The sequence below is a fragment of the Duganella sp. AC917 genome, from assembly GCF_979258245.1.
Genome location: NZ_OZ409848.1, coordinates 2,110,946 through 2,133,477, shown reverse-complemented (window position 1 = coordinate 2,133,477; position 22,532 = coordinate 2,110,946). Strand labels below are relative to the sequence as shown.

General features: G+C 60.0%; 16 protein-coding genes and 4 tRNA genes. 14 read left to right on the top strand and 6 right to left on the bottom strand.

Features of this window, described 5'->3' with window-relative positions:
• Nucleotides 1-2 precede the first annotated feature (2 nt).
• Nucleotides 3-836: a presqualene diphosphate synthase HpnD gene (gene hpnD / locus ACZ0BA_RS09270; RefSeq protein WP_463450992.1), complete on the bottom strand. Its 834-nt coding sequence runs from the start codon at nt 834-836 to the stop codon at nt 3-5.
• Between the two features lie 105 nt (nt 837-941).
• Between hpnD and ACZ0BA_RS09265 the strand changes: the two genes are divergently transcribed.
• The gene (locus tag ACZ0BA_RS09265) at nt 942-1,352 is read left to right on the top strand and encodes a VOC family protein (RefSeq protein ID WP_463450991.1); all 411 of its coding nucleotides are present in this window, start codon (nt 942-944) and stop codon (nt 1,350-1,352) included.
• Here ACZ0BA_RS09265 and ACZ0BA_RS09260 read toward each other — a convergent pair.
• Nucleotides 1,327-1,554, bottom strand: coding sequence for a hypothetical protein (locus ACZ0BA_RS09260; protein WP_463450990.1), 228 nt, complete (start codon nt 1,552-1,554; stop codon nt 1,327-1,329). The genes ACZ0BA_RS09265 and ACZ0BA_RS09260 overlap by 26 nt on opposite strands.
• A 797-nt stretch (nt 1,555-2,351) precedes the next feature.
• Nucleotides 2,352-3,194 (bottom strand): squalene synthase HpnC, encoded by an 843-nt coding sequence (gene hpnC / locus ACZ0BA_RS09255; protein WP_463450989.1) that lies wholly within the window; start codon nt 3,192-3,194, stop codon nt 2,352-2,354.
• Nucleotides 3,195-3,350: 156 nt separating this feature from the next.
• Here hpnC and ACZ0BA_RS09250 point away from each other — a divergent pair, with 156 nt between their 5' ends.
• The 12 genes from ACZ0BA_RS09250 to ACZ0BA_RS09195 all read left to right on the top strand — a co-directional run bounded on the left by ACZ0BA_RS09250 (nt 3,351) and on the right by ACZ0BA_RS09195 (nt 17,180).
• A complete protein-coding gene (locus ACZ0BA_RS09250; RefSeq protein WP_463450988.1) occupies nt 3,351-4,502 on the top strand; it encodes an efflux RND transporter periplasmic adaptor subunit in 1,152 nt (383 codons plus the stop codon).
• Nucleotides 4,499-7,582: an efflux RND transporter permease subunit gene (locus ACZ0BA_RS09245; RefSeq protein ID WP_463450987.1), complete on the top strand. Its 3,084-nt coding sequence runs from the start codon at nt 4,499-4,501 to the stop codon at nt 7,580-7,582. Before ACZ0BA_RS09250 ends, ACZ0BA_RS09245 begins: the two co-directional genes overlap by 4 nt.
• 193 nt (nt 7,583-7,775) lie before the next feature.
• A tRNA-Leu gene (locus ACZ0BA_RS09240) sits at nt 7,776-7,862 on the top strand.
• Nucleotides 7,863-7,894: 32 nt separating this feature from the next.
• Nucleotides 7,895-9,235 carry a trigger factor gene (gene tig, locus ACZ0BA_RS09235; protein ID WP_463450986.1) on the top strand — a complete coding sequence of 447 codons (1,341 nt, stop codon included), beginning with the start codon at nt 7,895-7,897 and terminating at the stop codon, nt 9,233-9,235.
• A 97-nt stretch (nt 9,236-9,332) separates the two neighbouring features.
• Nucleotides 9,333-9,959, top strand: coding sequence for an ATP-dependent Clp endopeptidase proteolytic subunit ClpP (gene clpP / locus ACZ0BA_RS09230; protein ID WP_315219061.1), 627 nt, complete (start codon nt 9,333-9,335; stop codon nt 9,957-9,959).
• Nucleotides 9,960-10,129: 170 nt separating this feature from the next.
• Entirely contained in the window at nt 10,130-11,398 is a 1,269-nt protein-coding gene (gene clpX / locus ACZ0BA_RS09225) for an ATP-dependent Clp protease ATP-binding subunit ClpX (RefSeq protein WP_090319072.1), read from the top strand.
• A 278-nt stretch (nt 11,399-11,676) separates the two neighbouring features.
• Nucleotides 11,677-14,088 carry an endopeptidase La gene (gene lon, locus ACZ0BA_RS09220; protein ID WP_463450985.1) on the top strand — a complete coding sequence of 804 codons (2,412 nt, stop codon included), beginning with the start codon at nt 11,677-11,679 and terminating at the stop codon, nt 14,086-14,088.
• 212 nt (nt 14,089-14,300) lie between these two features.
• Nucleotides 14,301-14,573, top strand: coding sequence for an HU family DNA-binding protein (locus tag ACZ0BA_RS09215; protein ID WP_090319067.1), 273 nt, complete (start codon nt 14,301-14,303; stop codon nt 14,571-14,573).
• A gap of 60 nt (nt 14,574-14,633) precedes the next feature.
• A tRNA-Val gene (locus tag ACZ0BA_RS09210) sits at nt 14,634-14,709 on the top strand.
• 40 nt (nt 14,710-14,749) lie between these two features.
• Nucleotides 14,750-14,826 (top strand) — tRNA-Asp (locus tag ACZ0BA_RS09205).
• A gap of 29 nt (nt 14,827-14,855) precedes the next feature.
• Nucleotides 14,856-14,932, top strand: a tRNA-Asp gene (locus ACZ0BA_RS09200).
• 337 nt (nt 14,933-15,269) lie between these two features.
• Complete coding sequence (locus tag ACZ0BA_RS09195; RefSeq protein WP_463450984.1) at nt 15,270-17,180, top strand: SurA N-terminal domain-containing protein; 1,911 nt, start codon at nt 15,270-15,272, stop codon at nt 17,178-17,180.
• An 80-nt stretch (nt 17,181-17,260) separates the two neighbouring features.
• Here ACZ0BA_RS09195 and ACZ0BA_RS09190 read toward each other — a convergent pair whose 3' ends face one another.
• The 3 genes from ACZ0BA_RS09190 to ACZ0BA_RS09180 all read right to left on the bottom strand — a co-directional run bounded on the left by ACZ0BA_RS09190 (nt 17,261) and on the right by ACZ0BA_RS09180 (nt 21,774).
• Nucleotides 17,261-19,741, bottom strand: coding sequence for a TonB-dependent receptor plug domain-containing protein (locus ACZ0BA_RS09190; RefSeq protein ID WP_463450983.1), 2,481 nt, complete (start codon nt 19,739-19,741; stop codon nt 17,261-17,263).
• A gap of 312 nt (nt 19,742-20,053) precedes the next feature.
• The gene (gene mnmH, locus ACZ0BA_RS09185; protein ID WP_463450982.1) at nt 20,054-21,115 is read right to left on the bottom strand and encodes a tRNA 2-selenouridine(34) synthase MnmH; all 1,062 of its coding nucleotides are present in this window, start codon (nt 21,113-21,115) and stop codon (nt 20,054-20,056) included.
• A complete protein-coding gene (locus ACZ0BA_RS09180) occupies nt 21,112-21,774 on the bottom strand; it encodes an arylesterase (RefSeq protein ID WP_463450981.1) in 663 nt (220 codons plus the stop codon). Before ACZ0BA_RS09180 ends, mnmH begins: the two co-directional genes overlap by 4 nt.
• Between ACZ0BA_RS09180 and ACZ0BA_RS09175 the strand changes: the two genes are divergently transcribed.
• Entirely contained in the window at nt 21,773-22,531 is a 759-nt protein-coding gene (locus tag ACZ0BA_RS09175; RefSeq protein ID WP_463450980.1) for an ABC transporter ATP-binding protein, read from the top strand. The genes ACZ0BA_RS09180 and ACZ0BA_RS09175 overlap by 2 nt on opposite strands.
• The last annotated feature ends 1 nt before the right edge of the window (nt 22,532 follow it).

Genomic DNA, 22,532 nt, shown 5'->3' with positions numbered 1-22,532 from the left:
CGTTAGCCACGAATATAGGTCTTCCAGGCGAGCCACAGCTTGCGGATCGGCGTCAGCGAAATGCGCTGGGTGAGCACGTGGTAGCCGTCGTCCTGCACCTCGGTCAGCAGGGTGCGGTAGATGGCGGCCATCATCAGGCCCGGCCGCTGGGCGCGCCGGTCTTCCTTGGGCAGCAGCGCGAAGGCGTCGTCGTAGGCCCGCTGGGCGCGGGCGACCTGGAAGGCCATTAACTTCTCGAAGTTCTCGCTGTGGCGGGCGTTCAGCAGATCGGCGGCTGTCACGTTGAACTGTTGCAGCTCGTTGATCGGCAGATAAATGCGGCCCTTGCGCGCATCCTCGCCAACGTCGCGGATGATGTTAGTCAGCTGAAAAGCGTGGCCGAGTTTTTCAGCGTACTTCAGCGTCTCCGGCCGGGTCGCGCCAAAGATGCTGGCCGACAGGATGCCGACCACCGAGGCCACGTGCCAGCAATACGTGGTCAGGGCCGGATAGTCGAGGTAGCGTGTCTGGTTGAGGTCCATCTCCATGCCGTCGATGATGGCTTGCAGGTGCTGCTGTTCCAGCTTGTAGATGGCCAGGTGCGGCTGCAGCGCTTGCGTGACAGGATGACTTTGCTTGCCTTCGTACATGTTGGCGATTTCCTTGCGCCACCACGCCAGCTTGATGCGCGCTACCGATTCGTCGGTGCATTCGTCGACAGTGTCGTCGACCTCGCGGCAAAAGGCATACAGGGCGGTGATGGCACGGCGACGCTCCGGCGGCAGGAACAGAAAGCTGTAGTAAAAACTGGAGCCGCTCTGGGCGGTCTTTTGCTGGCAGTAGTCGTCGGGAGACATGAATAAAAAAGCAAGATAGACTATCGAAGTCGCTATTCTATAGTGTTCGGTGCCTCGATGGGGGCCGGGTTATATTCACCAATTTCGAAGTGACGGAGGGGTGGGATGATACATATTCGGGAAATCGACCATATCGTGTTGCGGGTCGACAAACTCGACCCGATGCTGCATTTTTACAGCACCGTGCTGGGCTGCCCGGTGGAAAGACGCCAGGACGAGATCGGCCTCGTGCAACTGCGCGCGGGCGCTTCAATGATCGACCTGGTGCTGGTGGACGGCAAGTTGGAAAGGATGGGCGGCGCGGCGCCGGGCGTGGGCGGCCGCAATCTGGACCATTTTTGCCTGCGGATCGAACCGTTCGACGAGACAGCGATCCGCGAGCATCTGGAAGCGCATTGCTTCGCTGGCGGCCCGGTCGAATCGCGCTACGGCGCCGAAGGGGAGGGGCCGTCGATCTATCTGACCGACCCCGAGGGAAATGTGGTGGAGCTTAAAGGCCCGCCGGCATCCGGTTAGCGCGACGGCGGCCCGGCGGATCGGACAGCACACGGACGATGACGTTGACCGGAATCGCGCGGCGCACCAGGAATTCCGACGCGAATGCCTTGCCGTGGCTCTGCTGCAGACGCACGCCCAGCTCCACGATCTTGGACGTTTCAGTATCTGGACGCTGCGACTGGCCCATTGCCATGCCGAAGTAGGGGTTGTGTGACAACATGATGACACCTCGTAATTTTCTGCGAACATAACACGAGAAGTGGTTATTGTGCAGTGGCAACGAGATAATTGTGCGCGGCTTGCAGATTACTGCTGAGCTACGACGTGAGTGTACGGGGAGGGAAGGATAGGTCATTCGTGCAGCTGACCTGACGGTTGGATTGCGACGACCGACAGCTTCCGCAGCCGGTTTGGGTCAAAAACTTACTCTCGCCACTGCTTAAAATAGCGCGCGCTAAGCCACAATACCGCCGGAAAACTCAGCAACCAAAATATCAGTGCAAGGTACGCGCGAGAATTTGCAGTGACGGCGGACCATGCGGTGCACGTGATGACACACCAAACGGTTATCTCCGTTACCATTATTGGTAACCACAGCGTACGATTGCCCTTGCCTGCGATAGCGAACGAGACCCCAATAATGAACAATGCTGCGAGTGCTATACACGTAATGGCTAAGACGTAAACGAACATGTTTTGTAGAGTCAACGGTGAGATTTCAATGCCTTATCTAGTACACCTTCAGGGTCTTCAAGCGCCCAAGCCCTTACGCACACACGCCCCTTCGCCTACAGAGTTAAGCAGTCTATCTCTATCATCAAACTGTCTAAAAGGTGCTCTCCTGGGAACTTGCGAAGACACAGGTCCACAGTAGCTCGTCTTTCCAAATTCCGTAGTGATTCAATTACTGAGCGATACGCAAAGCGGCCGGCAGCTTGTCGCCTGCCACCGCCTGCCTACTAGAGACTCCAGGCTGCCTCGAATTCATGCTCATCGCCGCGAAGCGCATTCCAATGTTCAAGCTGCGCTCAACACCCGCTTCAACTGCCGTTTCATGCGCACCGACGCCCAAAGGACGCTGACCCAATCACGCTTGGTGAGCTTCGGCCGATGCAGGAACACATCGTATTCGGCCTCTTCGATGGCGTCGAGGATGCGCAGGCCGCCTTGCACCATCATCCTCAGCTCGAAGCCGATCCGGCCCTTCAGCCTCAGCGCCAGCGGTGCGCCGCTCAGCATCAGCGCTCGCGCTCGTTCGACTTCGAACTTCATCATCGAGCGCCAGCGGGGGCGGGCGCTGGCCTGGTCCAGCGCGCCGGGCAGGATGGCGTAGCGGTTCAGATCCTCCAGCGGTATATAGATGCGCTCTTTTTGCAGGTCGATCGCTACGTCCTGCAAAAAATTGATCAATTGAAGCGCGCTGCAGATCGCGTCCGAGTCCCGCAGGTTCTGCTCGTCGGCCGCACCGTACAGATGCAACATCAGGTGCCCGACAGGATTGGCCGACCGGGAACAATAGTCCAGCACCGCCTCATAAGTCTGGTAGCGGTTGACCACCACATCCTGCTTGAAGGCCGACAGCAAGTCATACATCGGCTTGAGCGGCAGTTCGAACTCGCGCACCACCTGCGCCAGCCGCTCGAACATCGGCGCGTGGCCGCTGTCGCCGGCGGCGATACGGTCCAGCGCGGCCTCGTACGCGCTCAGGGAGGCCAGCCGCTGCTCCGGGGTGGCGTCGCCTTCGTCGGCGATATCGTCGGCGCTGCGGGCGAAAGCGTAGATCGCTTCGACCGCCGGACGTAGACGACTTGGTAACAAAATAGAAGCAACAGGGAAGTTCTCGTAGTGATCAACTGACATACACACCCAGCCTAAAGCAATATTTTTAGATTAATGACGCAAAAGTCATTTGCAAACGAATTTGCTCGGCTTATAATTAATTAACGGAAAGTCATTTATTTCCGACCCGTAATAGTAGTGCCAACTACACTCCAGAGCAAGAAAAAGGAAAGTACTGTGGTCGCCCCAAAAATCCCGCGTCAAATTCCCTCCCTGATAATGGCCTCGCTGCTGGCCGCCACCTTGGCGGCTTGCTCCAAGCCGCCCGAGAAAACCGAGGACATCCGTCCGGTGCGGGCCATCGTGCTCAGCAGCAGCGACGTCGATGTCAACGCCGAGTTCTCCGGAGAAGTCAGGGCGCGGGTCGAATCGCGCCTGGGCTTCCGCGTGGCCGGCAAAATCGTCAGCCGCAAGGTCGACGTCGGCGCGCTGGTCAAGAAGGGGCAGGTGCTGATGCAGCTCGATCCCCAGGATTTGCAATTATCGCAGGCCCAGTCGCTGGCTGCGCTTCGTTCGGCTGAAACCAGCCGCGATCTGGCCAAGGCCGAGTTGAAGCGCTATCAGGAGTTGCGCAGCAAGAACTTCGTCAGCCAGGCCGTGCTGGACGAGAAGGAGTCAACCTTCAAGTCGGCGCAGTCCAACGTCGAGGCGTCCCAGGCGGCTTATCGCGGGCAATCGAACCAGGCGGGCTACGCTGCGCTGGTGTCCGATGTCGATGGCGTGGTCACGGCGGTGTCCGCCGAGGCGGGGCAGGTGGTGCAACCCGGCGCCGAGGTGGTGCGCGTGGCCAAGGCTGGCGAGAAGGAAATCGTCATCGGTTTGCCGGAGGATAAAGTCGATCTGTTGCGAAAGATTTCGGACGTGCATGTGCGTTTGTGGGCCGATCCGAGCAAATCGGTGGTCGGCAAGATCCGCGAGATTTCGCCGGTGGCCGATCCCGCGACGCGCACCTATACCGCCAAGGTCACCATTCCGGACAGCTTGGCCGAAGCCAAGCTGGGCATGACAGCTGTGGTGCAATTCGCATCGAAAACGGCCACGCCGCAGATCAAGGTACCGTTGACGGCATTGTTTAACGAGAAATCGGTCACGTCGGTCTGGGTGGTGGAGGGCGGCGTCGCCAAGCTGGTGCCGGTCACCGTCACCGGCGCGGCCGGCAACGACTTGATCCTGGGCAGCGGCGTCAAGCCCGGCCAGACCATCGTCACGGCGGGCGTGCATCTGCTCAAGCCGGGGCAGAAGGTCAAGATCCTCGGTAACGACGTGCCTGCCGCAGCGCCGGCCGCACCAGCCAGCATGGCCGCGCCAGCAGCCGGGGCCGCCAAATGAAGGGATTTAACCTCTCACGCTGGGCGCTTGAACATATTCCGCTGACCCGCTATCTGATTGCGGTGTTGCTGATCGGCGGCGCCCTCAGTTATAGCAACCTGGGCCAGGACGAGGACCCGCCGTTCACCTTCCGGGCGATGGTGGTGCGCGCCAACTGGCCGGGCGCGACTTCGTTGCAGGTGGCCGAGCAAGTCACCGACAAGCTGGAAAAGAAGCTGCAGGAAACCCCGGGCATCGATGAGATCAGCAGCTATTCCAAGCCGGGCGAGACGCTGATCATCCTCAAGTTGCTCGAATCGACGCCGCCGAAAGACGTCGCGCAAGCGTGGTATCAGGTGCGCAAGAAGATCGGCGACATACGCGGCACCTTGCCGCCGGGTGTGCAGGGGCCGTTCTTCAACGACGAGTTCGGCGACACCTACGGGTCGATCTTCGCGCTGTCCGGTGACGGTTTCACCTATGCCGAGATGAAGGACTACGCCGATTTCGTGCGCCAGCAGTTGCTGGGCGTGAAGATGGTGTCCAAGGTCGAGCTGTTCGGTGTGCAGGACGAGAAGATCAACATCGAGTTCTCGCACAAGAAGTTTGCCCAGCTGGGCATCCCGATCGAGACCATCGCCAACCAGATCGCGACGCAAAACAGCGTTGAATCGACCGGCGTGCTGGTCACGCCAACCGACAACCTGCAGGTGCGCGTGACCGGGGCATTGAAAACCGTTAAGGACCTGGAAGAACTGGAGCTGCGCGCCAACGACACGACGTTCCGCCTGGGCGACTTCGCCACCATCAAACGCCAGTATCAGGACCCGCCGGGCGACAAGATGCGCTTCAACGGCAAGGAAGTGATCGGCTTGGGCGTTTCGATGGAAAAGGGCGGCAATATCATCGAGCTCGGCAAGCACATGGAGAAAACCGTGGCCGAGATGAAGGCCAAGCTGCCCGTCGGTATCGAGCTCGAGCGCGTGTCCGACCAGCCCGAGGCGGTCAAGGCGTCCGTGGGCGAGTTCGTGCATACGCTGATCGAGGCGGTGCTGATCGTGCTGGCCGTCAGTTTCGTCGCGTTGGGTCTGCACACCAAACCGTTCCGCCTCGACATTCGTCCGGGCCTGGTGGTGGCGCTGAGCATCCCGCTGGTGCTGGCAGTGACCTTCCTGTTCATGCGCGTGCTCGACATCGATCTGCACAAGATATCGCTGGGCGCGCTGATCATTGCGTTGGGCCTGCTGGTGGACGACGCCATCATCGCTGTCGAAATGATGGTGCGCAAGATGGAGGAGGGCATGTCGCGCTTCGACGCCGCCACCTTCGCGTACACGTCGACCGCGATTCCGATGCTGACCGGCACATTGATTACCGTCGCCGGCTTCCTGCCGATCGGCCTGGCCAAGTCGGCCGCTGGCGAATACACGTTCTCGCTGTTCTCGGTCAACGCGTTGGCGTTGATTATTTCGTGGGTGGTGGCGGTCACGTTCACGCCTTACCTCGGTTTCATTTTGCTGAAGGTCAAGCCGCACGCGGACGGCGCAAGCGAGCACGACTTGTTCGACACGCCGGGTTTCCGCCGCTTCCGCGCCGTGGTCAACTGGTGCGTCGAGTATCGCAAGACGACGATTGTGCTGTCGCTGGCGGTGTTCGCGCTGGGCGTGTACGGCTTTAACTTCATCGAGAAACAGTTCTTTCCGGATTCCAGCCGGCCCGAACTGATGGTCGAGATGTGGACGCCGGAAGGTACGACTTTTGCGGCCAACGAGGCGCAAGTGAAGAAATTCGAGGCCTTCATCCGCAAGCAGCCTGGCGTGGTCAGCGTGACCAGTTATGTCGGCACCGGCAGCCCGCGTTTCTATCTGCCGCTGGACCAGATTTTCCCGCAGACCAACGTCTCGCAGATCGTCGTGCTACCCAAGGATCTGAAGGCGCGCGCCGAATTGCGCCAGAAGATCGTCGACGTCTTCAAGGTCGATTTCCCTGAAGTACGTGGACGCGTCAAGCTGTTGCCGAACGGTCCGCCGGTGCCGTATCCGGTGCAGTTCCGCGTGACGGGTACCGAGGTAGCCAAAGTGCGCGCCATCGCCGACCAGGTCAAGGACATCATGCGCGCCAATCCAAATACCCTGGGCGTTAATGACAACTGGAATGAATCGATCAAAGTGCTGCGTTTGGACCTGGATCAGGACAAGATGCGCGCCGTTGGCGTGACTTCGCAAACGGTCATGCGTGCTGCCAACACGATTCTGTCTGGCACGACAGTCGGCCAGTTCCGCGAGGACATCAAGCTGGTCGACATCCAGATCCGCCAGCCGATCGACGAGCGCAACACGATCTCGGTCCTCAACGACACGAATATTCCGACCGCAAGCGGCAAGTTCGTAACGATCAGCCAACTGGCGCGCGCGCATTTCGTGTGGGAGCCGGGCGTGGTCTGGCGGGAAGGGCGCGAGTGGGCGATCACCGTGCAGGCCGACGTGGGCGACCACATCCAGGGTCCGACCGTGTCCGGCCAGATCGAGCCGAGCCTGAAGGCGCTGCGCGACGCGCTGCCGGCCGGCTACAAGATCACGGTCAAGGGCGCGGCCGCGGACAGCGGCTCGGCCGAGGCGTCCATCGCCGCCAACCTGCCGCTGGCGATCTTCATCATCTTCACCTTGCTGATGTTGCAGCTGCATAGCTTCTCGCGGGCGCTGCTGGTGTTCCTGACCGGCCCGCTGGGCGTGGCGGGCGCGGCGATGGCGCTGCTGTTGCTGGGCCGTCCGCTGGGCTTTGTCGCCAACCTGGGCATCATCGCGCTGTTCGGCATGATCATCCGTAACTCGGTGATCCTGGTCGACCAGATCGAGCAGGACATCAAGGCCGGCCACGATCCGTGGACGGCAATCGTCGAGTCGGCGGTGCGCCGGTGCCGTCCGATCATCCTGACGGCGGCCGCTGCGGCGCTGGCGATGATACCGTTGTCGCGCTCGGTATTCTGGGGTCCGATGGCGGTGGCGATCATGGGCGGACTGATCGTGGCGACCGCGCTGACTTTATTGTTCCTGCCAGCGCTGTATGCGGCGTGGTTCCGGGTGAAAAAGCCGGTTAAATAAGCAGTTACACGGGAAATTCACGCAAAAATAAGCGAAAAACGGCGGAATGCTGGGGTTAGTTTAAAAATCACCACATTTCGCTAAAAAACCCGTTAGAATACCGCGTTGAAGTTGAAAGCTCCCACGGAAAATAGTGGGGCCGGGGCGACCGTTTTCACTTACGAGTCGCCCTTTGCTTTTGTGCAAACATGCCGCGAGGATGGCGAAATTGGTAGACGCACCAGGTTTAGGTCCTGACGCCAGCAATGGTGTGGGGGTTCGAGTCCCCCTCCTCGCACCAACTGTATTACTATTTTTTTGGACGATTTTTACATGGCAACTGCAGTCGAAACCTTGGGCAAACTCGAACGTCGTATCACGATCTCCTTCCCGCTGACCGAAGTACGCAGCGAAGTTGAGAAGCGCCTGAAAGTGCAAGCCAAAACGGCTAAGGCACCAGGCTTCCGTCCGGGTAAAGTTCCTCTGAAAATGGTCGCAGCACAATACGGTTATCAGATCGAGACCGAAGTGTTGAACGACAAAGTTGGCCGCGCTTTCAACGACGCCGCAAACGAAGCCCAGCTGCGCGTAGCTGGCTACCCGAACATCCAGCCTAAGGAAGACTCGCCAGAAGGCGTGCTGACCTTCGACGCGACGTTCGAAGTCTACCCGGAAGTCGTCGTTGGCGACCTGACCACGGTGGAAATCGAAACCGTCAAGGCCGACGTCTCGGAGGCGGAAATCGACAAGACCATTGAAATCCTGCGCAAACAGCGCGTGCACTTCCACACCAAGGGCGAAGCCGGCGAACACGGCGACGGCGGCGAGCCAGTCGCCGCCAACGGCGACCGCGTCACCGTTGACTTCGTCGGTTCGATCGACGGCGTTGAGTTCCCAGGCGGCAAAGCTGAAGACTACCCGTTCGTGCTCGGCGAAGGCCGCATGCTGCCGGAATTCGAAGCAGCCACCGTCGGCCTGAAGGTTGGCGAAGCCAAGACCTTCCCGCTGGCTTTCCCAGAGGACTACCATGGTAAAGACGTTGCCGGCAAAACCGCGTCGTTCACCATCACGCTGAAAAAGCTGGAATGGGCGCACCTGCCGGAAGTCGATGCTGAATTCGCCAAATCGCTGGGCGTGGCCGATGGCGACGTCGCTAAAATGCGCGAAGACATCAAAGTCAACCTGGAACGCGAAGTCGCCGGCCGTGTCAAAGCCCGCAACAAGGAAGCCGTCATGGATGCGCTGGTGAAAACCGCCACCCTGGACGTGCCACAGTCGCTGATCGCCCAAGACAGCGAGCGCCTGGCCGAAATGACCCGTCAGGACATGGAACAGCGCGGCATGAACGTCAAGGACGTGCCATTCCCGCAAGAACTGTTCGCTGAAAAAGCCGAGCGTCGCGTACGCCTGGGCCTGATCCTGTCGCAACTGGTCGGCGAGAACAACCTGCAAGCCCAGCCTGAGCAGGTCAAGGCGCAAGTCGAAGACTTCGCCCAGAGCTACGAAGACCCGCGCGAAGTGCTGAAGTACTACTACAGCGATCGTCGCCGTCTGGCCGAGGTGGAAGCTCTTGTATTGGAAGAAAACGTCGTCAACTACGTCCTGGGCCTGTCGAAAACGTCGTCCAAGGTTGTGGCTTTTGACGAACTGATGGGAAGCAACGCTCAAGCGTAATTCAGCACCGGCCGGAGCGGGCACTATGCACCAAGTTGGATGTAACAATTTGGTGTAATATTGCCTTTCCGGCCTAGCTGCTTCACAAGGAAATAGAATGACTGGTTTTAACCGTAATCCGGCGCTGGACACTGAAATGCTCGGCCTGGTGCCGATGGTGGTCGAACAAAGCGGTCGCGGCGAGCGTTCGTACGATATTTACTCGCGCCTGCTCAAGGAACGCATCATCTTCATGGTCGGTCCCGTCAACGACCAGATGGCGAACCTGGTGGTCGCGCAGCTGCTGTTCCTGGAAAGCGAAAATCCGGACAAGGATATCTCGCTGTACATCAATTCGCCTGGCGGCTCGGTCTCGGCCGGTCTGGCGATCTTCGATACGATGCAGTTCATCAAACCTGACGTATCGACGCTGTGTACCGGCATGGCCGCCTCGATGGGCGCCTTCCTGCTGGCCGCCGGCGCCAAGGGCAAGCGTTTCTCGCTGCCGAACTCGCGCATCATGATTCACCAGCCGTCGGGCGGTTCGCAAGGCATGGCGTCCGACATCGAGATCCAGGCCAAGGAAATCTTGTATCTGCGTCATCGTTTGAACGCGATCATGGCCGAACGCACCGGCCAAACCGTCGAGCAGATCGCCAAAGACACCGATCGTGACCGTTTCATGTCGGCGGAAGAGGCTGTAGAGTACGGATTGATCGACAAAATGTTGTCCAACCGGGCTTGATGCTTTCATCGCAGCATTGCTGCGCAGCATTGCTGAGTAACGCCCGGGCGATCAATCGTTCGGGCGTTTCGTTTTTATTTCGGGTAGCATGTAGTGGTAGACGGACTTTTCCGGGCCGCCACATACGCTGCAACAGCAAAGCCATTCTGTAACTCAAAGAAAACTGCCCCATGTCAGACAAAAAATCCTCCAGCGGCGAAAAATTACTGTACTGCTCGTTTTGCGGCAAGAGCCAGCACGAGGTAAAGAAACTCATCGCCGGCCCGTCGGTGTTCATCTGCGACGAGTGTATTGACCTGTGCAACGACATCATCCGCGACGAAACCTCGGCCATCGAGTCCGTCGCCGGCGCCAAGTCGGACCTGCCTACCCCGCATGAAATCAAGGACTTGCTGGACCAGTACGTCATCGGCCAGCAAACCGCCAAGCGCATCCTGTCGGTGGCCGTGTACAACCACTACAAGCGCTTGAAGCACCTGGGCAAGAAAGACGACATCGAACTGGCCAAGAGCAACATTTTGCTGGTCGGTCCGACCGGCTCGGGCAAGACCTTGCTGGCGCAGACCTTGGCGCGCATGTTGAACGTGCCGTTCGTCATCGCCGACGCCACCACGTTGACCGAAGCGGGCTATGTGGGCGAGGACGTCGAGAATATCATCCAGAAACTGTTGCAGAGCTGCAACTACGACGTTGAGAAAGCGCAGCGCGGCATCGTCTACATCGATGAGATCGACAAGATTTCGCGCAAGTCCGACAACCCGTCCATCACGCGCGACGTGTCGGGCGAGGGCGTGCAGCAGGCGTTGTTGAAACTGATCGAAGGCACGATGGCATCGGTGCCGCCACAAGGCGGGCGCAAGCATCCTAACCAGGACTTCGTGCAGATCGACACCACCAACATCATGTTCATCTGCGGCGGCGCGTTCGATGGTCTGGCCAAGGTCATCGCCAACCGTTCGGAAAAATCGGGCATCGGCTTCTCGGCCAGCGTCAAGAGCAAGAAGGAGCGCAACGCCAGCGAAGTGCTGCTGGAAGCGGAACCGGAAGATCTGATCAAGTTCGGCCTGATTCCCGAGCTGGTCGGCCGTCTGCCAGTGGTCGCCACCTTGTCGGAACTGACCGAAGAGGCGCTGATCCAGATCCTGATCGAGCCGAAGAACGCACTGGTCAAACAGTACGCCAAGCTGCTGGACATGGAAGGCGCCGAGCTGGAGATTCGTCCGGCCGCGCTGCACGCGATCGCCAAGAAGGCGCTGGCCCGCAAGACCGGCGCGCGCGGCCTGCGTTCGATCCTGGAACATGCTTTGCTGGACACGATGTATGAACTGCCAAATGAAACCAATGTCACCAAAGTGGTTATCGATGAAAATACGATCACCAGTGGCGCGAAACCTTTATTGATATACCAAGACCAGGCTAAAGCGTCTGGTGAGAATTAAATAACTTGTGCACACTTGCCGCACGCCGACGCAAAATTCATTTCGCATCCGTGGGGCAAGGCGGTACAATTTAAATCAATAAAAGAGCAGGCTTCATTCGAAAAGCCACACGTGACAGCCGCTGTCGCGCGTGGCTTTTTTATTGGATTGGTTTCTTTTAGAATGGTCTGGCTGCTTTGAAAAGACTCTTTTTTAAGGGAATTATTTCTTGTAGTCTGGTCTTGTGATTCGGCATATCAGCGCCCACATCATAATCACGCTTTCACATAAGGTACGCCATGACAACTTCCAAATTAACAGAGCAAACTCAGCTGCCGTTATTGCCCCTGCGGGATGTTGTAGTCTTCCCGCATATGGTGATACCGCTGTTCGTGGGTCGCCCCAAGTCGATCAAGGCGCTGGAAGCCGCAATGGAGCAGGGCAAGAGCATCATGCTTGCCGCGCAAAAAGCGGCCGCCAAGGACGAACCTTCTGCCTCCGATATTTATGAAATCGGCTGCGTGGCCAATATTCTGCAAATGCTGAAACTGCCGGACGGTACCGTGAAGGTGCTGGTCGAAGGTTCGCAGCGCGCGCGCATCAACCGCATCACCGACACGCCGACGCACTTCGTGGCCGACCTGACGCCGCTCGATTCCGAGCTGGGCGACGATTCGGAAATCGAAGCCATGCGCCGCGCAATCGTTCAGCAGTTCGACCAGTACGTCAAGCTGAACAAAAAGATCCCGCCTGAAATCCTCGCCTCGCTGTCGGGCATCGACGACGCCGGCCGCCTGGCCGACACCGTCGCCGCGCACCTGCCGCTCAAGCTCGAGCAGAAACAGGTGATCCTGGAAATCTTCAGTGTTGCCAAGCGTCTGGAACATCTGCTGGGCCAGCTGGAAGGCGAACTCGACATTCTGCAGGTCGAAAAGCGCATCCGTGGTCGCGTCAAGCGCCAGATGGAAAAATCGCAGCGCGAGTACTACCTGAACGAGCAGGTCAAAGCCATCCAGAAGGAACTGGGCGAGGGCGAAGACGGCGCCGATCTGGACGAGCTGGAGAAAAAGGTCGCGCTGGCCAAGATGCCGAAAGAGGCACTGGACAAGGCCACCGCCGAGCTGAAAAAACTGAAACTGATGTCGCCGATGTCGGCCGAAGCAACGGTCGTGCGCAACTACATCGACACGTTGGTCGGCCTGCCGTGGAAGAAGAAGTCCAAGGTCAACAACGACCTGGCGAACGCTGAAAAAGTGCTCGAGGGCGATCACTACGGGCTGGACAAGGTTAAAGAACGCATCCTGGAATATCTTGCAGTCCAACAACGCGTCGACAAGCTGAAAGCGCCGATCTTGTGCTTCGTCGGTCCTCCGGGCGTGGGTAAAACCTCGCTGGGCCAGTCGATCGCCCGCGCCACGAACCGCAAGTTCGTGCGCATGGCGCTCGGTGGCGTGCGTGACGAGGCCGAGATCCGCGGCCACCGCCGTACCTACATCGGCTCGATGCCGGGCAAGGTGCTGCAGTCGCTGGCGAAAGTCGGCGTGCGCAATCCGCTGTTCCTGCTCGATGAGATCGACAAGATGGGCGCGGACTTCCGCGGCGATCCGTCGTCGGCCCTGCTCGAGGTGCTGGACCCTGAACAGAACCACACGTTCTCGGATCATTACATCGAAGTCGACTTCGATCTGTCCGACGTGATGTTCGTAGCGACGTCGAACTCGTACAACATCCCGCCGGCGCTGCTGGACCGTATGGAAGTGATCCGCCTGTCCGGTTACACGGAGGACGAAAAGACCAGCATCGCCCAGCGTTACCTGCTGCCTAAACAGATCAAGAACAACGGTCTGAAGGAAGAGGAAATCGCCGTCAGCGAAGCCGCGTTGCGCGACATCATCCGTTACTACACCCGTGAAGCGGGCGTGCGGTCGCTGGAACGCGAAGTGTCGAAGATCTGCCGCAAGGTCGTCAAGATGCTGCTGCTGAAGAAGTCGGAGAAGAAAGTCGCCGTCACGCCGAAAAACCTGGACAAGTTCCTGGGCGTGCGCCGCTACGACTTCGGTGTGGCCGAGAAAGAAAACCAGATCGGCCAGGTCGTCGGTCTGGCATGGACCGAGGTGGGCGGCGATCTGCTGACCATCGAAGCCGTACAAATGCCGGGCAAGGGCGGTGTGATCCGTACCGGCACGCTGGGCGACGTAATGAAGGAGTCGATCGAAGCGGCCCGCACCGTGGTGCGCAGCCGTGCCAACCGCCTCGGCATCAAGAACGAAGTGTTCGAGAAGAGCGACATCCACATCCACGTGCCAGAAGGCGCAACGCCGAAAGACGGTCCTTCGGCCGGCGCGGCGATGACGGTGGCGATGGTGTCGGTATTTACGGGCATTCCGGTCCGCGCCGACGTGGCCATGACGGGCGAGATCACCCTGCGCGGCGAAGTGTTGCCGATCGGTGGCTTGAAAGAAAAACTGCTGGCGGCCCAGCGCGGTGGCATCAAGACCGTGCTGATCCCCGAGCAGAACGTCAAGGACCTGGCCGACATCCCGGACAATGTCAAAAACAAACTGGAAATCGTGCCGGTGCGTTGGATCGACAAAGTGTTGGAAATCGCGCTGGAACGCCTGCCGGATCCGTTGACGGAAACCGCGCCGGTGGAGGCGGTGGCTGCAGCTGCCACCAAAACCGACGGCCAAACAGAAGTGGTAAAACACTAACTTTTGTTCGGCATTAGTATCTGGTATTGCAAAAACAGGCGCTTTTATGGCGCCTGTTTTTTATTTTGGCCCACTTTTCTACAGTACAACGCTTGACACGACACAGGGCTGGCTTGTTTAATACGGCCTGAGATTTTTCTCGGCCAGGACTGCGGTTTTAAATACCGGAGTTTAGCGGCTAAACGATATAACCTTTGTGACGGGGAATTGCTTTGAATAAGACTGAATTGATCGACCATATTGCCACTTCCGCTGACATCTCGAAAGCTGCCGCTGCGCGCGCGCTGGACGCGGTGATCGACGGCGTGACCACGACCCTGCAAAACAACGACAGCGTGACCCTGGTCGGCTTTGGTACCTTCTCCGTGAGCGAGCGCGCTGCCCGCACCGGCCGCAACCCACGCACCAAGGAAGAGATCACCATCGAAGCAGCTAAAGTTCCTAAATTTAAAGCTGGTAAAGCTTTGAAAGATGCTGTAAACTAACGGACTTCGGTGAGCAGCTCATGTAAATGAACGGCTCACTTGAGAAAAAAGCGGCAAAACGGGCGGTTAGCTCAGTTGGTAGAGCGGAGCCCTTACAAGGCTTAGGTCGGGAGTTCGAGCCTCTCACCGCCCACCAGTTTTACGCTTGTAGCAAAAGTAGTACCCAGTGTTTTGTTGGAGCGGTAGTTCAGTTGGTTAGAATACCGGCCTGTCACGCCGGGGGTCGCGGGTTCGAGTCCCGTCCGCTCCGCCAACAAAACCTAGTAATGAGATTGACCCAAAGGAGCGGTAGTTCAGTTGGTTAGAATACCGGCCTGTCACGCCGGGGGTCGCGGGTTCGAGTCCCGTCCGCTCCGCCAAGAACAAGATACCCCGCAGCTTATAATGAGCTGCGGGGTTTTTCTTTTGTGCGCCGCGTATATCGCCGTGCTTGAAATTGAATATCGCCAGGCCGGCTATATATTAGCGGTGTCGTGGGAATATATTAACTTTGTGGTGAATATGCTCATGCCGGCGCTGCGGCTTCGGCAACCCGGCGCGGCGCGGCTGTTGCGGTGGGCTTCGGAGGTGCCGTTCTGTCATGATTTACCCTTGCTATAGAGGGTGCCTCACTGTAAAATCCGCGAACCGGAATTGGCGAACGCGAGTTCGCCTTTTTTGTATGTGCAAGTTCCACTCAATCCGAATTGGCAGACCATGTTTGAATTTATTCGTACCCATCAACGCTTGATGCAGATTCTCCTGGCGATCATCATCGTCCCTTCGTTCGCGTTAGTCGGTCTCGAGGGCTACAAAGGCTTCGGCGAGGACGCCACCACGATCGCCAAGGTTGCCGGTCAACCGGTGAGCCAGCAAGAGTTCGACAACGCGCTGCGCAACCAGCTCGACAGCTATCGCCAGCGCATGGGCGCGCAGTTCGACCAGAAAATGTTCGACACGCCCGAATTCAAGCAAAACCTGCTCGACCAGCTGATCGCCGAACGCGCGATCGCGGCCGAAGTCACCCGCGCCAACCTGAGCGTGAGCGACGTGCAGCTGCAAAAAGCCATCACCGAACTGTTCGGCGGCCCTGGCACCTTCGACATGGAGCGCTACAAGCAGATCCTGGCCGCGCAGGGCTTGACCCCGGCCATGAACGATGCCCGCATGCGCCGCGACATGGCCTTGCAACAGTTGGCCGGCTCGGTGCAGAGCACCGGTTTCGCGCCGCGCACCGTCGCCAAGACGCTGTCGGACATCGGCGCGCAGGAACGCGAAGTACAGGAACTGCTGCTGCCGATCGCCGATTTCGTGCCGCAGGTTAAAGTTACCGATGCGATGGTCAAGGCTTACTACGACAAGAACGGCAAGTTCTTCGAAGTGCCGGAGCAGGCCAAGATCGAATACGTCGTCCTCAACAGCGACGCCGTGCTGAGCCAGATCGCCGTCACCGACGCTGAAGTCGCCACCTACTACAACGCCAACCAGGCCGCGTTCACGACGCCGGAAACGCGCCGTGCCGCACACGTGCTGGTCGCGCTGAAAAAGGGCGCCAACGCCGCCGAGACCGCCGCCGCCAAGGCCAAGGCCGACGCCATCGTTGCCGAGCTGCGCAAGAACCCTGCCGATTTCGCCAAGGTTGCCAAGGCCAAGTCGGAAGATCCGGTATCGGCCGAGCAGGGCGGCGATCTGGACATCGTCACCAAAGGCGTGCTGCCGGCTCCGGTCGAGGCAGCGGTCATGAAGCTCAAGCAGGGCGAGATCAGCGATGCTGTGCAATCGGAGTACGGTTTCCACGTGCTGACCGTCAGCGCGCTGACCCCGGCCGTCGTCAAGCCGCTGGACGCGGTCAAGACCGAGGTCGCCGACGCGCTGAAAAAGCAGAAAGCCACCAAGAAGTATTCCGAAATGGCCGAAGCTTTCACCAACACCGTCTACGAGCAGTCCGATAGCCTGAAGCCGGTTGCCGACAAGCTGGGCCTGAAGATCGAAACCGCCGCCAACGTCTCGCGCAATCCATCGCCGATGGCCGGCCCGGCGCCGTACAACAACGCCAAGTTCCTGGCCGCGCTGTTCTCGAACGATTCGATCACCAGCAAGCGCAACACGGAAGCGGTCGAAGCCGCGCCGAGCACGCTGATCGCCGGCCGTATCGTCGAATTCAAGCCTGCTGCCAAGCGTCCGCTGGCCGAAGTCGATGCGGCGATCCGCCAGCGCGTGACCATGGAAGAAGCCGGCAAGCTGGCCACCAAGGCGGGTGCCGAAAAGCTGGCCGCGGTCAAGAAATCCGGCGACGCCACCGGCTTTGGCGCGGTCAAGCTGGTATCGCGCGCCAAGGCCGAAGGCATCAACGGTCTGGCCATGCAGGAAGTGATGAAAGCGGACACCACCAAGCTGCCGGCGTATGTCGGCGTGGACGTGCCTGGCATGGGTTATGGCGTCTACCGCATCGGCAAGGTGCAGCAGCCTGCCGAGCAGGATGCCGAGCGCCGCAAGTCGGAAGCCGAGCAGATCAACTCCATCGTCGCGCAGCAAGAGATGTATGAATACATCCAGGTGCTCAAGCAGCGCGCCAAGGTCAAGATCCTCAAGCCGATCCAGACCGCAGCGGTGACCGAAGTCAAATAAGCAGCACAGCAAGACCAAGAAAAGCCCCGAACGTCGACAGCGTTCGGGGCTTTTTTATGCAACGGACGGACCAGGTTCTATCAGAAGGTGTAACCGACCCGCGCGTAGTAATACCCGCCATTGATCCCGATCGGCGAGAACGACGGGTACTGGGTCACGGCCGCCGTGTTCAGCGCCGCGCGCGCCGCCGCCACGTAGTCCTGGTTCACCTTGCCCGGATACTTGTTGAACAGGTTGTTGGCGCCGGCCGACACCGTCACTGCCTTGGTGACCCGGTACGACACCTCCAGATCCGTGGTGAACAAGGTGTCGATTTTGGTCTCGAAGTAGGTGACGTTGTTGAGCGAGCTGTAACCCGACGACGGCCCATAAATCGATTCCCGCAGATTGACCGTCCAGTCTCCGTTCTTCCACAAGCCGCCCAGATTCACGCGCACCTTCGGCGACGAATTCTCCAGCGAGGCGATGGCCGACTGGTCCAGCAGACGCTGCGGCAGCAACTGCGCCGGCGCCTGGTTGACCTTGGTCACCGTCACCTTGTTGTAGTTGGCGGCGGCCGACCAGTCCACCCGGCCCAGCTCGCCAAAATTACTCCCGTACGACAGCACCGCCTCGATTCCTCTGTTGCGCGTGTTGGCCGCGTTCGAGAACACGCTGATGCCGGTACGGGTGACGGTCGGGTCCAGGATGTTGCCGTTGGCGCGGATGGCCGCAACCACCGCCGGCGAATTGACGGTGTTGCCGGACCCGAACAAGGTGCCGCTGCCGACGATGCGGTCGTGGATGCTGATGCTGTAGGCGTCGACCGTGACGGTTGCTTTCGGCACCGGATGGAACACCATGCCCAGGCTGTAGTTCTGTGATTTTTCAGGTTTGAGCCCGTTGATGCCGACCAGCGCGGCGGCCGGCGAGTTCGGCGCCAGTTGGACCGACGCCTGCGTCGGCGAGACGTTGGTGGCCGAGTAGTACTGCTCGGCCATGGTCGGCGCGCGGAAACCGTTGCTGACCGTGCCGCGCAGCGCGAACGCCGGTGTGAAGTCGTAGCGGCCGGTGAATTTGCCCACGCGTGCGCTGCCGAAGTCGCTGTAGTCCTCGAAGCGGGCGGCGACGTCGAGTTTCAGGTTGGCGACGGGCGAGCCGGCCACGTCGAGATAGACCGATTTGTTGTTGCGGTCGTGCTTGCCGGCGTCGGTCAACGAGAAGCCGGGATACGATTGCGAGCCTTCCTTGTAGCGCGAAGCGGGATCGCCGGCGCCGATCTCGTAGCCGTCGCGGCGGTACTCGATACCGCCGGCCACCGACAGCGGCGACGCCCAGCCGATGGCGAACTCGCGGTTCACTTCCAGCGACGTGGTCCACTGGATGGCGGTGAACGTGCCGGCGTGGAACAAGGTCGGCGACGATCCGGTGTCGTTGAACAGCGAGATGTTGCCCGAGTTTTTGACGCCGATTTCGGCCTCGTCCTTGCCGTAGGTGCTGCTCAGGTCCCAGTTCCAGCCTGCCAGCTCGCCCTTGGCGCCGCCGGTGAAGCCGTAGTCGGTCTCGTCCAGCGTCTGCTTGGGGTTGAAGCCGTTCGGGTACATGCGCGGAATGCGGTTCGGCACGCGGTAATTCTGGAACGAGTCGGCCTTCTTTTTGCCGTAGGTGTCGATGGTGTACAGCTCGGTGCCACCGAGGTCGATGCCGCCGTTCAACGAGATCAGGTTCAGGTGATACGCGGCGTCGCCGGAAATCTTGTTGGCGTACGGATAGCCGTCTGCCTGGGTCAGGGTCGGCATGGCGGCCAGGTTGGCCGGGTTGGTCACGCGCGGGTCGATGTCCGAGCGCATGCTGTGACCGTGGTATTTGGTTTCGCCGGTCAGGTTCAGGTAGCTGTTGGCGCTCGGTTCGAAGCCGATGTTGAAGGCGGCGTCGCCGGTCTTGCCGCCTTCGTCGAAGTAGCGTCCGCCGGTGCCGGTCAGCGAACCGCCCGAGCTATCTTTTTTGAGGATGATATTGATCACGCCGGCGATTGCGTCGGTGCCGTACTGGGCCGCGGCGCCGTCCTGCAGCACTTCGATATGGTCGATGGCGGCCACCGGGATGAAGTTGAGGTCGGTCGCGGCGCCGCCCTGGAACGGGCCGGCCAGCACGGCCAGGTTGGCGGTGGTGTGGCGGCGTTTGCCGTTGACGAGCACCAGCGTGTTGTTCGGGCTCAGGCCGCGCAACCGGGCCGAGAGTGTCATGTTGGCGGTGTCGCCGCCGAACGCCTGGGCAGTGAAAGAGGGCAGGTTTTGCGCCAGCGCCTGGATCAGGTCGGGCTGGCCGGTGCGTTCGAGCGAGCCGGAATCGAGCACCTGGATCGGCGAAGCGCTGTCGACGGCTTTCAGGCCGCCCCGGCGCGTGCCGGTGACGATGACGGCCGAGATATTGTCACCAACGGCGGCGGCGGGCGCCGGTGTTGCGGCCGCTGCGGCGTCGTCGGCAGCGGATGAGGCGTCGGCGGCCATGACGTGTGCCGCCGCGCCGGCGGTCAGTGCCAGCAATACGGCTTGGGTCAACAGGCGTTTTTTCGTGTGCATCGGATGCTTCATTGGTGCCGCTCCTTCTGGTTTAAAAAATTAGGCGCAAGTGTCCCCATACCCCGTCGCGGGGTTTTCTTTTGGGTTCGTGGTTAAAGGCACGCCGGCATGAAACTGGCGTAAGGGACAATTACCTTATCGCAAGATGTGTGCCAAGATAGCAAACTGAAAGCTATGTAAATACTTTAGCGAACTGGAAGGGGCGGCTGCCCGGGAGCGGATTTTTTTGTGCAGAAATCCGCATCAGACGCTTTGTAACAAAGTTGTTACAAGCGCCGCTTGCGGATGCACTGTTTTGGGATGGTGCGGCGTTTACTGCGCGGCTGCGATCAAACGCGTCGCTGCCTTGTCGAAGGCGGTTGTGTCGATATCGTCAAGCTCGAGCACCGTGGCCTGGCCGAACTTCACGAAGTTGCGGTCGATCGAGCGCAGATATGCCGGATCGTAATGCCGCTCCAGCAATTCCTCGACCAGCGGCGCCATCTGCCCGCCGTCGGACATCGACTGCCAGCGGCTGATGGTCTCGCGCCCGTGCAATGCCGTCAGATGTTCCAGCTGCTCGTTCAACGACGCCGGGCTGACCAGGAAATGCTGGTAATCCTCCATTAACAGACGCACCCGGTTGGCGCGCGACAAGGTCAGCGAAATGCAGTCCGATGCCCGCATCGTTTCCATCAATGCGGCCGGCACGCGCAGATTACCGACTTTCTTGCTCTCGGATTCGACGAACACGGGCAGCGCCGGGTCGAAGCGCTGCAGCCGGTCCCAGATGGCCGTCTCGAAGGCCTTCTGGCTGGGCTGCGGCTGGCTCGGCAGATTGCCCAGCACCGACCCGCGGTGCGCGGCCAGTTGTTCCAGGTCCAGAACCTGCGCGCCGCGCGCGTCCAGCACTTCCAGCAGACGGCTCTTGCCGCTGCCGGTTGTGCCGCACACGACTTTGAAACGCAGCGGCGGCGCCACTTCCAGCGCGGCGCTGACGTGCGCGCGGAACGCCTTGTAGCCGCCGTCGAGCTGCACCACCGGCCAGCCGACCTTGGCCAGGATATGCGCCATCGAGCCGCTACGGTTGCCGCCGCGCCAGCAATAGATCAGCGGGCGCCATTCGCGCGGCTTGTCCAGCCACAGCTGCTCCAGATGCCTGGCGATATTGTTCGCCACCAGTACCGCGCCAACTTTTTTCGCCTCGAACGAATTGATCTGCTTATACATGGTGCCGACGCGGATACGTTGCTCGTCGTCCAGTACCGGCGCGTTGATGGCGCCGGGCAAATGGTCAAGCGCATATTCTGACGGGCTGCGCGCGTCGATGATGGCGTCGAAACTGCCCAGCTGCTGCAGCACGTCGTCGATGCCGAGAATTTCCGGATACTTCATTTTGCCTTGATGGTTTTTTGCAGGACTGGCCAGATATGGGCCAGGATGGTCGGATGGGCCTCTGCCAGCGGATGCAGGCGGTCGGCCTGGAACAGCTGGGTCTTGTCGGCGACGCCTTCAAGCATGAACGGCACCAGTGGCGCGTTGAATTCCTTGCTCAGCGCGCCATACATGGCGAAGAATTTGTCCGAGTAATCGCGCCCATAGTTGGGCGGAATCCGCATGCCGACCAGCATCACTTTCGCGCCGGCCTTGGTGGCCGCCTCGTTCATGGCGCGCAGATTGGCCTCGGCGGCCTTGACCGGCAGCCCGCGCAGGCCGTCGTTGGCGCCCAGTTCGATGACGACCAGCGCCGGGTTGTACTTCGCGAGCAATGCCGGCAGGCGGGTGCGGCCGCCGCTGGTGGTCTCGCCGCTGACGCTGGCGTTGATGAGCACTGCGTCGATTTTCTCGTCCTTGAGTTTTTTCTCGGCCAGCGCGACCCAGCCGGCGCCGCGCGCCAGGCCGTATTCGGCAGACAGGCTGTCCCCCAGCACAAGCACGGTTTTTGGTGCAGAATAGGCGCTCGCCGCTGCCGACAACAAGAGCAGGGCGGCCAGTGCGTGTACACTTAGTTTCTTCGATAAATCTGTTACCAACTTACTCAATACATTTCGCATGCCCGATTTCCCTAAAGCGTCTTCCAATTTTGTTCCCGATGGTCCCGGCGGTTATAGCACGGCCGCTGCCGCGCAGACGGTCTCCCAAGTGCACAGCCCCGCCATCGCCGTCAGCGGCCTGGCCAAGCGGGTCGCCGATGCCAGTGGCGAACTGACGATTTTGCACGAGGTCGATTTTACCGTGCAAAAAGCCGAGACGCTTGCCATTGTAGGCGCTTCCGGATCGGGCAAGTCCACTTTGCTCGGTTTGCTGGCCGGTCTGGACACGCCAAGCGCCGGCAAGGTGGTGCTCGATGGCGTCGACATCTACGCCCTCGACGAGGACGGTCGCGCCGCGCTGCGCAAGGAAAAGCTGGGCTTCGTGTTCCAGTCGTTCCAGTTGCTGGCGCATTTGACGGCGGTTGAAAATGTCATGTTGCCATTGGAATTGAGCGGCGCCACGCATGCCCGCGAAAAGGCCGAGGCCATGCTGGATCGGGTAGGGCTGTCGAGCCGGTTGAAGCACTATCCCAAGTATCTGTCCGGCGGCGAGCAGCAGCGGGTAGCGCTGGCGCGCGCATTTGTCACCGAGCCGCCGCTGCTGTTTGCCGACGAGCCAACCGGCAGCCTGGACGCCGCCACCGGCGAATCGGTCATCAAACTGATGTTCGAATTGAACCGCCAGCATGGCTCGACGCTGGTGTTGGTCACGCACGACCAATCGATGGCGGCGCGTTGCGGCCGCACCATCACGATCGCCGCCGGCCGCCTGGTTTAAC